Annotated in this window: 16 protein-coding genes; 6 read left to right on the top strand and 10 right to left on the bottom strand. The window is 72.5% G+C overall.

Annotated elements, in window-relative coordinates; all coding sequences use genetic code 11:
* Position 1 precedes the first annotated feature (1 nt).
* The gene (locus FHG71_RS09065; protein WP_139081309.1) at positions 2-895 is read right to left on the bottom strand and encodes an aldo/keto reductase; all 894 of its coding nucleotides are present in this window, start codon (positions 893-895) and stop codon (positions 2-4) included.
* A 201-nt stretch (positions 896-1,096) separates the two neighbouring features.
* Between FHG71_RS09065 and FHG71_RS09060 the strand changes: the two genes are divergently transcribed.
* From FHG71_RS09060 to FHG71_RS09050, 3 genes are read left to right on the top strand one after another with little or no spacing between them, the layout of a single operon-like run.
* Positions 1,097-2,161: a type III polyketide synthase gene (locus FHG71_RS09060; protein ID WP_139081308.1), complete on the top strand. Its 1,065-nt coding sequence runs from the start codon at positions 1,097-1,099 to the stop codon at positions 2,159-2,161.
* 1 nt (position 2,162) lies between these two features.
* Positions 2,163-2,873, top strand: coding sequence for a methyltransferase domain-containing protein (locus tag FHG71_RS09055; RefSeq protein WP_218014063.1), 711 nt, complete (start codon positions 2,163-2,165; stop codon positions 2,871-2,873).
* Positions 2,873-3,985 carry an NAD(P)/FAD-dependent oxidoreductase gene (locus FHG71_RS09050; protein WP_139081307.1) on the top strand — a complete coding sequence of 371 codons (1,113 nt, stop codon included), beginning with the start codon at positions 2,873-2,875 and terminating at the stop codon, positions 3,983-3,985. The genes FHG71_RS09055 and FHG71_RS09050 overlap by 1 nt, the downstream gene beginning before the upstream one ends.
* On the opposite strand, the gene FHG71_RS09045 is transcribed toward FHG71_RS09050, so the two are convergent.
* The 4 genes from FHG71_RS09045 to FHG71_RS09030 all read right to left on the bottom strand — a co-directional run bounded on the left by FHG71_RS09045 (position 3,964) and on the right by FHG71_RS09030 (position 5,561).
* Positions 3,964-4,311 carry a hypothetical protein gene (locus tag FHG71_RS09045; RefSeq protein ID WP_139081306.1) on the bottom strand — a complete coding sequence of 116 codons (348 nt, stop codon included), beginning with the start codon at positions 4,309-4,311 and terminating at the stop codon, positions 3,964-3,966. The two genes, FHG71_RS09050 and FHG71_RS09045, sit on opposite strands and share 22 nt — an antisense overlap.
* A gap of 64 nt (positions 4,312-4,375) precedes the next feature.
* Positions 4,376-4,822, bottom strand: coding sequence for a hypothetical protein (locus tag FHG71_RS09040; RefSeq protein WP_139081305.1), 447 nt, complete (start codon positions 4,820-4,822; stop codon positions 4,376-4,378).
* A 150-nt stretch (positions 4,823-4,972) separates the two neighbouring features.
* Complete coding sequence (locus FHG71_RS09035) at positions 4,973-5,248, bottom strand: YiaA/YiaB family inner membrane protein (protein ID WP_139081304.1); 276 nt, start codon at positions 5,246-5,248, stop codon at positions 4,973-4,975.
* A gap of 31 nt (positions 5,249-5,279) precedes the next feature.
* The gene (locus tag FHG71_RS09030; protein ID WP_139081303.1) at positions 5,280-5,561 is read right to left on the bottom strand and encodes a hypothetical protein; all 282 of its coding nucleotides are present in this window, start codon (positions 5,559-5,561) and stop codon (positions 5,280-5,282) included.
* Positions 5,562-5,665: 104 nt separating this feature from the next.
* Here FHG71_RS09030 and FHG71_RS09025 point away from each other — a divergent pair, with 104 nt between their 5' ends.
* From FHG71_RS09025 to FHG71_RS09015, 3 genes are all read left to right on the top strand, one after another.
* Positions 5,666-6,277, top strand: a complete 612-nt coding sequence (locus tag FHG71_RS09025; protein ID WP_139081302.1) for a TetR-like C-terminal domain-containing protein — start codon at positions 5,666-5,668, stop codon at positions 6,275-6,277.
* Between the two features lie 131 nt (positions 6,278-6,408).
* Positions 6,409-6,804, top strand: coding sequence for a hypothetical protein (locus FHG71_RS09020; protein WP_139081301.1), 396 nt, complete (start codon positions 6,409-6,411; stop codon positions 6,802-6,804).
* Between the two features lie 34 nt (positions 6,805-6,838).
* Complete coding sequence (locus FHG71_RS09015) at positions 6,839-7,636, top strand: hypothetical protein (protein WP_139081300.1); 798 nt, start codon at positions 6,839-6,841, stop codon at positions 7,634-7,636.
* On the opposite strand, the gene urtE is transcribed toward FHG71_RS09015, so the two are convergent.
* The 5 genes from urtE to urtA all read right to left on the bottom strand — a co-directional run bounded on the left by urtE (position 7,633) and on the right by urtA (position 13,644).
* Positions 7,633-8,328 (bottom strand): urea ABC transporter ATP-binding subunit UrtE, encoded by a 696-nt coding sequence (urtE, locus tag FHG71_RS09010; RefSeq protein WP_139081299.1) that lies wholly within the window; start codon positions 8,326-8,328, stop codon positions 7,633-7,635. The two genes, FHG71_RS09015 and urtE, sit on opposite strands and share 4 nt — an antisense overlap.
* A gap of 2 nt (positions 8,329-8,330) precedes the next feature.
* Entirely contained in the window at positions 8,331-9,071 is a 741-nt protein-coding gene (gene urtD, locus FHG71_RS09005; RefSeq protein ID WP_139081298.1) for an urea ABC transporter ATP-binding protein UrtD, read from the bottom strand.
* The gene (locus tag FHG71_RS09000) at positions 9,068-10,309 is read right to left on the bottom strand and encodes an ABC transporter permease subunit (protein ID WP_176559352.1); all 1,242 of its coding nucleotides are present in this window, start codon (positions 10,307-10,309) and stop codon (positions 9,068-9,070) included. Before FHG71_RS09000 ends, urtD begins: the two co-directional genes overlap by 4 nt.
* Positions 10,310-10,313: 4 nt before the next feature.
* Complete coding sequence (gene urtB, locus FHG71_RS08995; protein WP_139081297.1) at positions 10,314-12,251, bottom strand: urea ABC transporter permease subunit UrtB; 1,938 nt, start codon at positions 12,249-12,251, stop codon at positions 10,314-10,316.
* Between the two features lie 109 nt (positions 12,252-12,360).
* Positions 12,361-13,644, bottom strand: a complete 1,284-nt coding sequence (urtA, locus tag FHG71_RS08990) for an urea ABC transporter substrate-binding protein (RefSeq protein WP_139081296.1) — start codon at positions 13,642-13,644, stop codon at positions 12,361-12,363.
* Positions 13,645-13,714 lie beyond the last annotated feature (70 nt).

Here is a 13,714-nt window from a genome sequence, read left to right as displayed (position 1 = left end):
CTCAGGGCACCTCGTGCCCTTGCGCGGCGCTGTAAAGCTCGAACCAGGTCTGCCGGTCCATCGGCACGTTCAGGGCCTGCGACAGCGTGCGGATGCGGTCGAGGGTGTTGGTGCCCAGGATCGGCAGGATGCGCGCGGGATGCGCCAGGAGCCAGGCCACCGCCACGGCCGCCGCGTCGGTCCCAGACTCCTCGCCCAGGCGGCGCAGGAGGGCGGACAGGGGTTCGTTGCCCTCGCTCAGGAGCGCGCCGCCTCCGAGCGGCGACCAGGCCATGACCGGCAGGCCGCGCTCCTGCAGGGAGGCCACTTGACCGTCGATCAGCGGCTGATGCGCGGACAGGCTCAGTTCGATCTGGTTGGTGGCGAGGCGCGTCTCCATGGCGGACTGGAGGAGCGACAGGTCCCAGGGGCGGAAGTTCGACACGCCCACGGCGCGGACCTTGCCGCTGGCCACCACCTCGTCGAGCGCCGCGCCGGTCTCGCGGTGGTCCATCAGCGGGTCGGGGCGGTGGATCAGGAGAAGGTCGATCCGGTCCACCCCCATGAGCCGCAGGGAATGGTCCACGGAGGCGAGGATGTGGGCGCGGCCCGTGTCGTAGTGCTTCACCCGCCGGTCGGCGTAGCGGCCCGCGCCCACGAGGATGCCGCACTTGGTGACGATCTCGACGCGGTCCTTCAGGTGGGGCGCGGCGCGCAGGGCGTCGCCTAGGATCTCCTCGGCGGTGTAGCCGCCGTAGATGTCGGCCTGATCCATCGTGGTGATGCCCTGATCGAGGCAGGCCTCGATCTTGGCCTGCACGCGGGCAGGCGAGGTGTCGGGATCGTCGGCGAGCCGCCACATGCCGTAAACGAGGCGGCTGAAGGTAAGCCCCGGGGCGATCTCGATGCGGTCCATGGTCGATGTCCTTGCGCGGCGCGGCCCTGTCCCGAGGCAGGCGCGCCGGGTGGAAGGTCCAGGCCTCGGGGCCGTCAGGTTGGCCGAAGGCGCGCGCGGCGTCGAGACGTGATGGGCGGCGGCGCGGGGCGCGCTTGCTCGGGCGGCGCCGGGGCCTAGCTGCGGGGAAGCGAGCCATTTCCCCGAGCCTCACGAGGACCCATGACCGCCTATCTGAACCGCATCGCCACGGCCGTTCCCCCCAACGACGTCCACGCGGCCTTCGTGGGCTTCGCACGGGGTCTTCTGGACGGCGACCGCAGCGCGCCCGTCTTCGACCGCCTGGTGAAGCGCAGCCAGATCGACCACCGCTGGTCGGTGCTGACGCTGGCGGACCAGGGCCGCTCGGCCGGAGTGGGCAACGAGGAGGTCTACCGCCGGGGCCGCTTTCCATCGACCGGCGAGCGGATGCGGATCTACGAGCGCTTCGCGGCCGACCTGGGCGCACGGGCCGTGGCCGGGCTGGAGCTGGGCGAGCGGGCGAAGGACGTGACCCATGTCCTCGCGGTGTCCTGCACGGGGCACTACGCGCCGGGGCTGGACCTGCAACTGATCGAGCGCTGCGGGCTCGACCCCTCCGTGGAGCGGACCTGCGTGGGCTTCATGGGCTGCTACGCCGGGATCAACGCGCTCAAGCTCGCGCGGCACATCGTGCGCTCCGAGCCCTCCGCGCGGGTTCTGATCGTGTCGGTCGAGCTCTGCACGCTGCACCTGCAGGAGACGCAGGACTTGGAGAAGGTGCTGAGCTTCCTGATCTTCGGCGACGGCTGCGCGGCGGCGCTGGTGACGGCGGATCCCGAGGGGCTGTCGCTCGACCGCTTCCACGCGGCGCTTCTGCCCGAGGGGGCCGAGCACATCACCTGGCGGATCGGCAACGACGGCTTCGACATGCACCTGTCGGGGCAGGTGCCGGCGGCCGTCGGCGAGGCGCTGCGGCGCGGGCGCGGGCGCATCCTGGACGGCGTGGCGATGGAGGATATCGACCTCTGGGCGGTGCATCCGGGCGGGCGCACGGTGCTGGACGCCGTGCAGGGGGCGCTGGAGCTGGAGCCCGAGGCGCTGTCGGATTCGCGCGAGGTGCTGCGGCGCTTCGGGAACATGTCCTCGGCCACGGTGCTCTTCGTGCTCCAGCGCATGATGGAGCGGGCGCAGGGCGGCGAGAAGGGCTGCGCCATGGCCTTCGGGCCGGGGCTCACGGCCGAGACGCTGCTCTTCACCGCGGCCTGAGATGGCGGACCTGTCGCGCCGGTCGCGCGAGCCGGAGCTGATGGACGCGCCCGACACGGACTACGCGACGTTCCGGGGCTGCCTGCGGGACCTCGCGCGCGTCAACCGGCTGTCGCTGGGGTATCGACCGACGCTCGGGTTTCTGGAGGGCCTGCGGCGGGCGGGGCGGATCGGGCCGGGGCGGCCCGTGGAGATCCTAGACGCGGGCAGCGGCTACGGCGACGCTCTGCGGGCGGTGGACGGCTGGGCCGCGCGGCACGGGATCGCGGTGCGGCTGACGGGGGTGGACCTGAGCCCCTGGTCGGCCCGCGCGGCGCGGGAGGCCACGGCCCCGGGGCGGCCGATCCGCTGGGTGACGGGGGACATCTTCGACCACGAGGGGCGCGCGGACGTGATCCTGAGCGCGCTCTTCGCCCATCACCTCGACGACGCGGGCGTGGTGCGCTTCCTGCGCTGGATGGAGGCGCGGGCGCGGATCGGGTGGTTCGTGAACGACCTGCACCGCCACAGGCTCGCTTATCACGGCTTCGGGCCGCTGGCGGCGGCGTTCCGGATGCATCCCTTCGTGCGCCACGACGGGCCGGTGTCCTTTGCCCGCGCCTTCGTGCCGGGGGACTGGCGGCGGCTCCTGGCCGAGGCGGGGGTGCCCGAGGCGGAGGTGCGGCGCCGGATGCCGTTCCGGCTCTGCGTCGGCCGCGTGAAGCCCGCCTGATGCGTGAGGTCGTCGTGATCGGCGGGGGGCTGGCCGGGGCGGCGGCGGCGGCGCATCTGGCAGGGGCGGGGCGCGACGTGCTGCTGCTGGAGCGCAGCACCGGCCCGCATGACAAGGTCTGCGGCGAGTTCCTGAGCTACGAGGCGCAGGAGGAATTGGGGGCGTTGGAGCTCGACCTGCGGGCCCTGGGCGCGGTGCCGATCCATCGCGTGGCGATGCAGGCGGGGCGGCGGCGGGCCGAGGCGGAGATGGGCTTCGAGGCGCTGAGCCTGTCGCGGCGGGTGCTCGACGAGGCCCTGCTGGCGCGGGCGGCGGGCGCGGGGGCCGAGGTCCGGCGCGGCGTTCGCGCCACGGCGCTGGAGCCGGCGGACGGGGGCTGGCGGGTCGGCACGGACGGCGGGTCGGTCCGCGCGCGGGCGGTGGCGCTGGCCACGGGCAAGCACGACCTGCGGGGCTGGAAGCGGCCCGAGGGCCGACAGACGGACCTCCTCGGGCTCAAGACCTACTGGCGGTTATCCGATCCCGGCCGGCTGGCGGGGCGGGTGGAGCTGCATCTGTTTCCCGGGGGCTATGCCGGGCTCCAGCCGGTCGAGGGGGGGCGGGCCAACCTGTGCCTGCTGGTCCGCGAGGGGGCCTTCGCGGGGCTGGGGCGCGACTGGGACCGGCTTCTCGCCCATCTGCGTGCGGCCGGCCCGGGCCTGTCGGTGCTGGACGGGGCCGAGCCCGAGGCAGCCCGGCCGCTCGCGGTGGCGCGCATTCCCTACGGGCTCGTGCAGGAGGAGAGCGGGGGCCTCTGGCGGCTGGGCGACCAGGCGGCGGTGATCCCGTCCTTCACCGGCGAGGGGATGTCGCTCGCGCTCCATGGGGCGCGGCTGGCGGCGGCGGCGCTGGTCCGGGGCGAGGACCCGCAGGCCTTCCAGCGCCGGCTCGCGCAGGACCTGCGGGGGCAGGTGGGGCGCAGCACCTGGGCCTCGCGGGCGCTGGTGGCGCCCTGGGGGCAGGTGGCGGCGGGGCGGCTCCTGGGCCCGGCCCTTCTGCGGTGGGGGCTGCAGGGCACGCGCATCCCCGAGGCGGCCCGCAGGCGGGCCGCTCAGGCGAGCGGGTGGCAGTAGGCCAACCCTCCGCCGTGGACGGAGGTGAGCGAGCGCGCGGCGGCGGCGCATTCGGCGCCGGTCTCGGTGCGCAGCACGAGGCTCGGGACGCGGGTGTTGGCCGTCAGGATCACGAGGACATGAGGCCCCGGGCGCATCTCGGCCTGGGGGAAGTTCGACAGGCCCCGGCGGGGGTCGAAGACCCAGATGTGCGCCGCGACGAGGTCGGCGGGCGCGATGGCCCGGCCCGGGTCGTCGCCCAGAAGGCGGTCGAGGACGCCCTGCGCCTGCGCGGGCGATGCAAGAAGGCCGGCGAGGAGGAGGGCGGCGAGGCGACGGACGGTCATGGCGGACTCCGGCTGGGGACGGCCACGAGCTTCGCCGGGGTGCGGCCCGCGATCAAGCCGGGGATCAGAGCGGCGCGCGCGCCACGTGCTCGACGATGTGGGCGCGCACCCGCGCGATGCCCGTGCGCCCGTCCGCGAGCATGACCCCCAGCGCCGAGCAGCCGTCGAAGGCGGCGGCCGGGCGGCGCAGGAAGCACAGGCAGGTGTCGGGCTCGGGCAGGAGCAGCAGGAGCGAGCGGTGGATGCCGAGGAGGCCCTCCAGACGCTCGATCCGCGCGGCCTCGTCGTCGAAGGGCTCTCCCATAAGGCGCAACGCTTCCTCGCCCGAGAGCGCCCATCGCGTCGCCAGACCCAGGAAGGCCTGCCGCATCGCCCGGAGCTGGCCGGCGCTGCAGGCCGCTCCGGCCGGACGCGCGGCCACGGAGGTCCGCCGCCGCCCCGCCCGCGCCGGAGGCGCGGACAGGGGAAGCTGGTCCATCAGCGGCAGGGCGGGCTGTGACGATTCGAGCATGGGCGTCCGTCTCCGGGTCCGCGACGCGCGGGCCTGTGGATAACCATGCTGTGGGGTGCGGAGTCCGGGGTCAACTACATCTTGTGCGTGTTCCCGATGCGTTCCGCATTCCCTGTGGTTGGGTCGGCTGATCCTGAGGGTGCCGCAGGGTCAGGAGGGGTGCGCCATCCCACCGGGCAGCCGCGCGTCGGCCTCCTCGCGGCGGCGTTCCCTGTCGCGCTCGGCCTCGGCCTCGTCGCGCAGAGTCTTGGACAGGGACACGGTCGAGCTCACCAGCATCAGCGCCGCCATCGCGTAGAACCCCTTCACCGCGAAGCTGGCGTCCAGGAACCAGATGCCACCCGCCATCATCAGCGCGGCGACAGCGAAGTTGACGAAGGTGAATGTCCGCCAGGCGGACGAGTCGGAACGGGTCGGCGTGGACATGGGAGGGCTCCTTCGCTGGATGGGAAACGGGTCAGGTCCGCGCGCGCGGCGGCTCGGGGCGGGCGTTGCGGGCCACCAGCACCGCGACGGCACGCGTCATGTCGGTCTCGATGGCCGCGAGGCGGCTCGCGAGGATCTCGGCGGCCGCACGGTCGTCCCGAGCCAGGGCGGCGGAACGCTCGGCCAGGAGCCAGACATGGCGGGCGCCGAGCGCGCCCAGCTCCGCGCAGGCGCGGGCGGCTTCGGTCGTCGGTCCAACGGCGGCACGGGGCGCCGGGAGGTCGTCCTGCTGGGGTCGGATGGTTGATTCCATGATGTCCTCCGAATAGTGAACGTTGTTCATGAAGTGATTTGTAGCTTGTCTCTGAACGTTGTTCAAGATATTTGTTGAACGGTGTTCATGGATTGGGAGGCGGGATGATGGGCAAGCGCGAGGAGAGCCGCGAGGAACTGCGCCGCCGCCTGCTGGACGCGGCCGAGCGGCGCATCGTGGAAGGCGGCCTCGGGGGACTGCGCGCGCGGGACCTGACGGCCGAGGCAGGCGTCGCGCTGGGCTCCCTGTACAGCGCCTTCGAGAGCCTGGACCTGCTGATCCTGCAGGTGAACGCCCGCACGCTGGCGCGGCTGGACGAGAGGCTTCGCCACGCGGCTCCCGAGGACCTGCCCCCGGCCGAGCGGATGGTAGCCCTCGCGCGTGGCTATGTCCGCTTCGCGCTGGCCGAGCGGCCGCTCTGGGCTGCGCTCTTCGACCACCGCCTGCCCGAGGGCGTGCCCGTCCCCGAGGATCATCGCGAGGCTCATGTGCGGATCATGCGGCTGATCGCGGGTCCGCTGGCGCGGCTGCGGCCCGACCTTGGCCCCGAGGGGCTGTCGCTGCGGGCGCGCACGCTCTTCGCGGCCGTCCATGGGGTCGTGCACCTGTCGCTCACCGGGCAATTCGTGGGCACCCCGCGCGAGGCGCTGGAGGACGAGGTCGTGGCGCTGGTCCAATCGCTCGTGCGCGGCATCCCGGCCTCGGCGTCGGGCTGATCGGCCCCGGCGACACCGCTTCGTCCTCAAAAAGGCTTGGAAAAGCCGGGATGCTCCAACGTGGCCGTTACGTGGCCCCGCTAGTCCGGTCGGCGCGCGCCCCCTGGCCCGCGCCACGAAAGGACCGGAGCATGTCGAGTTTCGAGACCGCGCTGCAGGCGACGATGGCGGCCATCCCGGACTGCCTGGCCTCGGGCTGCCTCGACGCCGAGTCGGGGCTGCTCCTGGCCACCGGGGCCACGGACACGGACCTGGCGCGGGGGCTCGACCGGCTGGGCGGCGCCGTGGCGGACCTGTTCCAGGGGGCGGCGCTGTCCGGGATCGGGCGCCTGCTCGCGGGCCCGACTGACGGGGCGCCGCGCCTGCCCGAGATGGTCGTGTTCAGCGACGAGCATCTCCATGTCTTCCTGCCCCTCGGGGCAACCTCGGGCCGGGTGATCTGCTACGTCTGCCGCAAGGCCGCCAATGTCGGCCTGGTCCTGGCCCGCGCCCGGGCCGGGGTCGAAACCCTGGCGCGGGCCGCCTGACGACTGTTCCCCCTGTTCATCCGCGCGAGGCACCATGCCCGACACCGCCCTTCTGCCCGACCGCCGCCCGCCCCGCCCGGAGGCCGAGCCCGCGCCCCCCACGCGCAGCCGGCTGGTCGAGGCCGACGCTCCCGCCGACCGCCTGCTGGCGATCCTGCTGGAGATCGAGACGGCGGCGCTGGTCCAGACCGTGACGCTGCGGGCGGGCGCGGCCGAGATCGTCCTTCTCGCGGGCTTTGGGCAGTTGCTGGAGATCGTTGAAGCCCGCATTCCGGGCCGGGGCGGCCGACCGGCGCACCGCCTCCGGCAGGTGGCGCATGTCCTGTGCGCGCTGATCCGCCAGCCCGGGCCCATGGCGATCGAGTTCCGGCGCGGCGCGACCGGCTGGTCGCGCAAGGTCCAGGGCTGGGGGCCGGGCGAGCTGCGCTCCGTCTGCCGGCGGCTGCTCGCGCAGGAGGAGCCGGAGGCCGCCCGCCCGGCCGGCGGCGCGGACCCGGCAGCGGCGGAGGCCTTCGTCGCCGTGGCGGCGCCCTATTGCCGGGGCGTGCTGCAACTCGGTCCCGAGGGCGAGGTCCTCCGGGGCTGGGGCGAGGGCTCGGCGCTGGAGGCCCTAGGCCCCGAGATCGCCGGGGACCTGGCCGGATGGGTCGCGGCCACGCGGCGCGTGCTGCCCGCCCGGCAGTTCCTGCTCCTGCGCGCCGATCCCGTGGGAATGGCCGTCGGAGTCCTGGTCGAGGGCGGCGTCGTGACCGTGCTCGTGTTCGAGGCCCGGAGCACGGGCCTCGTGTCGGTCGCCGCGGCGCGTCACCTGGGCGGGACGCTGGGCGCCTAGATCGAGATGGCCGACAGGAGCCGGTCGCGCGCGATCCCCTCGCGCGGGGCGGCCAGCGTCACCGCGCCCCGGCTCATGGCCACGAAGCGGTCCGCGAGCCGGTGGGCGAAGTCGAAGTACTGCTCGACCAGCACCACGGCGATGTCGCCGCGGTCGCGCAGCCCCTCGATCACCCGGCCGATGTCCTTGATGATGCTGGGCTGGATGCCCTCGGTGGGCTCGTCGAGCAGCAGGACGCGGGGCCGCGTCACCAGCGCGCGGGCGATGGCGAGCTGCTGCTGCTGGCCGCCCGACAGGTCGCCGCCGCGCCGGTGGCGCATGGTCGTCAGGATCGGGAAGAGATCGTAGAGTTCGGCCGGCACCTCGCGGCGCGCGCGGGGTAGGCAGGCGAAGCCCGTCTCCAGGTTCTCCTCGACGGTCAGGAGGGGGAAGATCTCGCGCCCCTGCGGCACGTAGGCGATGCCCGCGCGGGCGGCCTGCGCGGCGGTGGGGCGGCCCAGGTCGCGCCCGTCGAGGCGGATCGTGCCCCCCTCGAAAGGGTGGCGGCCCGCGATGGCGCGCAGGAGGCTGGTCTTGCCCACTCCGTTCACGCCCATCACCGCCGTCACCTCGCCCGGGCGGGCCACGAGGTCGATGCCGTGGAGGATGCGGCTCTGGCCGTAGCGCAGGGTCAGGTTCTCGACTTCGAGCATCGTCAGCGTCCCAGATAGACGTCGATGACGTCGGGATTGGAGGTCACGTGGTCCAGCGAGCCCTCGGCCAGCACGCGGCCCTCGTGCAGCACGGTCACGCGGCAGTCGAGGCGGCGGACGAACTCCATGTCGTGCTCGACCACCACCACGGCGCGGGTCTCGGCGGCGCGGCGCAGGAGGTCCGTGGTATGCTCGCGCTCGGGCACGGTCATGCCGGCGGCGGGCTCGTCCACGAGGAGGAGGCGGGGGTCCTGCGCGAGCAGCATCCCGATCTCCAGCCACTGCTTCTGGCCGTGCGACAGCTCGCCCGCGCGGCGGTGGAGGTGCGGAAGGAGCCCGATCTCCTCGGCGATGGCCAGGGCGCGGGCGCGGTCGTCGGCGGTGCGGCGGGCGAAGAGGACGCGCAGCGGCTGGCGGGGGTTCCGAAGCGCGAGGTCGAGGTTCTCGGCCACGGTCTGCGCCTCGAATACGGTGGGGCGCTGGAACTTGCGCCCGAGCCCGAGGCGGGCGATGCGCGATTCGGACAGGCCCACGAGATCCTGCGCCTTCTCGCCCCAGAGGACGCGGCCCGAGTCGGGCCGGGTCTTGCCGGTCACGATGTCCATGAAGGTGGTCTTGCCCGCGCCGTTGGGGCCGATGATGGCGCGCAGGCCCGTGGGTTCGACGGTCAGGGACAGGTCGTTGATCGCCCGGAAGCCGTCGAAGCTGACCGAGATGGAGTCGACATGGAGGAGCGCGGTCACGGCTGGCCCTCCTCGCGGCGCCAGGCGCCGTCGTCGGGGCCCCAGTCGCCCTGCCGGGGCTTGCGGGACGGCACGAGGTCGAAGAGCCCGCCCAGCCCCTTGGGCGCCCAGAGCGTCACGGCGACGAAGGTCAGGCCCAGGAGCACGGTCCACCAGTCGGTCCACTGGATCGTGTAGAAGCCCAGGGGAATATCCGGCGCCCCGCCCCCGGTGAACCAGGAGGAGAGGAGCGACACCAGCGCCGCGCCCAGCGCCGCGCCGTAGAGCCGCCCGCGCCCGCCGATGGCGACCCAGACGGCGAGGTAGATGGAGGCGAGGGGCGCGACCTCGCCCGGATTGATGATGCCCGCCTGCGGGTAATAGAGCGCGCCCGCGATGGCGGTGACCACGGCCGTCAGGGTGAAGACCAGGAGCTTGAGCCCCTCGACCCCGTGGCCGAGGAAGCGCAGCCGCGCCTCGTCGTCGCGGATGGCGCGGATGGCGCTGCCCCGCCGCCCGGAGGTGAGCCAGGCGAAGAGGACGTAGCCCGCCCCCAGCGCCCCGGCCGAGGCCCAGAGGAAGAGGAGAGAGATCCGGTCCTGCCCCCACTGGTCGAGGCCGGGAATGTTCTGGAGCCCCGAGAGCCCGTTGTTGCCCCGGAGCCCCGAGTCGTTCTGGAACAGCCAGAGCGAGAGGGCGAGTGTCATCCCCTGCGTGAGGATGGACAGGTAGACCCCCGTCACGCGCGAGCGGAAGGCCAGCCAGCCGAAGAGCCCGGCAAGCACGCCCGGCACCAGCACGACCATCAGCAGTTGCAGCGCGAGGCTGTGAGAGAAGGCCCAGATCCAGGGGAAGTCGTCGGCGCCCACGACCCCGAAGATCTGCGAGGCCACGGCTTGCTCGATCTCGCGCGGGGTGGGGGGGAGCGGCTGGCCGGCAAGGTTCTGTGTCACGATGTCGGTCGTGCGCGCCGTCATCAGCCACTGGCCGATGGCGTAGCCGCCGATTCCGAAGAAGGCCATGTGGCCGAGGCTGAGGATGCCGCAGTAGCCCCAGACCACGTCCATGGCGATGGCCGCGAGGCACAGGCAGAGCGTCTTGCCCAGGGTCTTGACGAAGGAGGTGGAGATCATCCCCGCCTCGGCCAGGACGGTCGCGCCCACCGTCACGAGCGCCAGGACGAGGAGCGCCCAGAGGACGGAGGAGTTTCCGGCGATCACGAAGCGGGGCCGCAGGGTGGAGGAGGGGGCGGTGGTCATGGGATCAGGCTCCGGCCGCGCGGCCCTTCATCGCGACGATCCCGCGGGGCCGGACCTGGATGAAGGCGATGATGAAGAGGATCATGAAGGTCTGCGCCGCCAGCGTGTTCGAGGGGTTGAGCCATTCCACCCCCTTCTGGAAGCCGCCGATGAGCCCGGCGCCCGCGAGCGTGCCCCAGACGTTGCCGACGCCGCCCACGACCACGGTCATGAAGCTTTGCACGATGTAGTCGGCGCCCATCTCGGAGGTCACCTTGGCGTAGAGCCCGATGGCCACGCCCGCGATCCCGGCGATGCCCGAGCCCAGGCCGAAGGTCAGCATCCCGATGCGGTCGGGATTGATCCCGAGCGAGGCCGCCATGCCGGGATTCTGGGTGACGGCGCGGACCTCCAGCCCCAGGCGGGTCCGCTTGAGGATGAACAACAGGAGCCCCAGGAACAGGAGCGCCAGGACGAAGATGGCGATGCGGATGTAGGCGATGCCCGCCACGTCGTTGATGACCCAGGCCCCGTCGAGCCAGGCGGGCGAGGTGAGGGGCCGCGCCTGCGTGCCGAAGACGTTCTTGGCGACCTGCTGGAGCGCGATGGAGATGCCGAAGGTGGCGAGCAGCGTCTCCAGCGGGCGATGCGCGAGGTGATGGATGACCAGCCGCTCCATCGCGACCCCGGCCGCGAAGGTGACGGCGAAGGCCAAGGGCAGCGCGAGGAGGAGAGACAGCGTGTAGTCGGGCACGAGGGTCTGCACGACGTAGCCCGTGTAGGCGCCCATCATGATGAACTCGCCATGCGCCATGTTGATGACGCCCATGACGCCGAAGGTGATGGCAAGGCCGATGGCCGCGAGGAAGTAGATCGAGGCGAGCGACACCGCGTCGAGGAGGAGGTCGGCCCCCTGCCACAGCGCGACGCGCGTCTCGGCCGTGCCCAGCGCCCGCTGGGCCGCGGCGGTGACGGTCGCGTCGGGCTCGGCGTAGCCCTGCCAGAAGACGTGGGTGGAGATCGCCGCGTCCACCTCGGCCTCCGTCACGCGGGGCGGAAGGCCCCGGGCGGGGGCGATGGCGTCGTAGGCCGCGTGGCGCGCGGCGTCGGTGCCCAGCGTCGCCACGGGAGTCTCGCCCACCATGCCGTCGGCGATGGAGGCCACGAGCGCGTCGCGGATCTCCGTCTCCGTCACGCGGGGGGGCGCGAGGCCCGCCTCCACCAGCATGACATAGGCGGCCTCGCGCGGCAGGTCGGCGCTGCCCGGCACGAGGAGGCGGGCGACGTTGGCGTCCTCGGGGAGGGTGGCGGCGACGGCCGGGCGGCTGGCCAGGATCTGGTTCAGCACCGCCCGCGCCTCGACCGAGATGTCGGCGCCCAGGGCCTCGATGGCGGCCACGCGCGCGGCGGGGTCCTCGTCGAAGCGGGCCGAGAGCAGGGCGAGGAGCCGCTCCTTGCGGGCCATCAGGTCCGGGTCCTCCTCGCCTTCCAGCGAGGCGCGGAGGGGGGCGGCCTGCTCGGGCGCGGGGTCCTTGGCGATGGCGTCCAGCGCGGCTTGGCGGCGCGCGGGGTCGGGATCGGAGAGTTGGAATTCGATGAGCGCCGAGCCGATGACGCCGCGCACGCCCGCGTTGGGCTTGAGTTCGGACAATTCGCGCGGGCCCGTCCGCCCGGCCTCCTCGCCCGTGGAGATGTCGTAAAGCACGTGCCCGTCGCCGTCCTCCTCGGCATAGAAGAACAGGCCGTCGCTCTTGCGCTGCCAGACCTCCTTGCCCTGCCAGCGTTCGAGGAAGACCGGCACCTCGGGGAGGCCCGAATCGACGAGCCTGTCCAGCACCTCGCCCACCGTGCGGCGCGAAGGGTCCGAGATGGCCTCGGGCTCCTGCTGGAGCAGGTCCTGAAGCGTCTGCGCCCCGGCCGCCGGGGCCCAGAGCGCCACGAGAAGGGCGAGGAGGATGCGCATGCTAGGGTCTGGGGGTGAGCCCCGCCCCGAAGACCGTCCGGGGGGACGGGCTTCAGGGGCGAACGCCCGGCGGCAGGCGCCGGGCTGGGCGGGTCCCCCAGCCTTTCCGTCAGTAGTTGGAGGTGAGCTGGACGCAGGTCTGCGTCTCGGTGTTGTACATGCCGCAGCCGAGCTTCTCCCAGTCCGCATCGAGCACGGCGGATTCGGGCAGGAAGTCGGTCCAGGCGTCGCCCGCGACCTCCTCGGTCTGCGAGATGATGTCGAACTGCCCGTCCTCGCGGATCTCGCCGATCAGCACGGGCTTCATCAGGTGGTGGTTGGGCAGCATCACGGCGGTCCCGCCGGTGAGGTTGGGGAACTCCTGCCCGTACATGGCGGTCCGCACGGCATCGACGTCGGTGGTGCCGGCCTCGGTCACCGCGTTCACCCACATGTTGAAGCCGATGTAGTGGGCCTCCATGGGGTCGTTGGTCACGCGGGCGGTGTCGCCGATATAGTCGTGCCAGGCCTGGATGAAGGCCGCGTTCTCGGGCGTGTCGGCGGACATGAAGTAGTTCCAGGCCGCGAGGTGCCCCACGAGGTTCGCGGTGTCGAGGCCCGACAGCTCCTCCTCGCCCACCGAGAAGGCCACCACCGGCATGTCGTCGGCCGAGATGCCCTGCGCCGCCAGCTCCTTGTAGAAGCCGATGTTGGCGTCGCCGTTGATGGTCGAGATCACGCCCACCGGCTCGCCGTCGGCGGCCAGCTCGGCCACGTCGGCCACGATCGTCGCCCAGTCGGAATGGCTGAAGGGGGTGTAGTTGACGAAGATGTCCTCGGACGCGATGCCCTTGGATTGGAGATAGGCCTCCAGGATGTTGTTCGTGGTGCGCGGGTAGACGTAGTCGGTGCCCAGCAGCGCGAACTTGGTGATGCCCAGCTCCTCCAGGAAGTAGTCCACCGCCGGGATGGCCTGCTGGTTGGGCGCGGCGCCGGTGTAGAAGACGTTCTTGGACGACTCCTCGCCCTCGTACTGGACGGGGTAGAACAGCAGTCCGTTCAGCTCCTCGATCACCGGCAGGACCGACTTGCGGCTGACCGAGGTCCAGTTGCCGAAGATCACGTCGACCTCGTGGACGGTCAGCAGCTCGCGCGCCTTCTCGGCGAAGAGCGGCCAGTCCGAGGCGGGGTCCACGACTACGGGCTCGATCTGGCAGCCCAGGAGCCCGCCCTTGGCGTTCTGCTGCTCGACGAGCATCAGCATCACGTCCTTGAGCGTCGTTTCCGAGATCGCCATGCTGCCCGACAGCGAATGGAGCACGCCCACCTTGATGGGGCAGGCGTCCTGCGCGACGGCGCCGGTGGCGCCCAGGGCGGCCAGAAGCGCCGCGATGGAGAAGGTGGTCTTGGTCATTGGTGTCCCGGTTCCCTGTCCGTGGCCGGGCCAAGGGATCGCCACTCCCGGAGGCTTGGCGACCTCCGGG

It is taken from the genome of Rubellimicrobium roseum (genome assembly GCF_006152145.1).
In the GTDB taxonomy this organism is placed as follows: Bacteria; Pseudomonadota; Alphaproteobacteria; order Rhodobacterales; family Rhodobacteraceae; genus Rubellimicrobium; species Rubellimicrobium roseum.
Note: the sequence above shows the minus strand (reverse complement) of the source record. Positions and strands in the feature narration are given on the sequence as shown.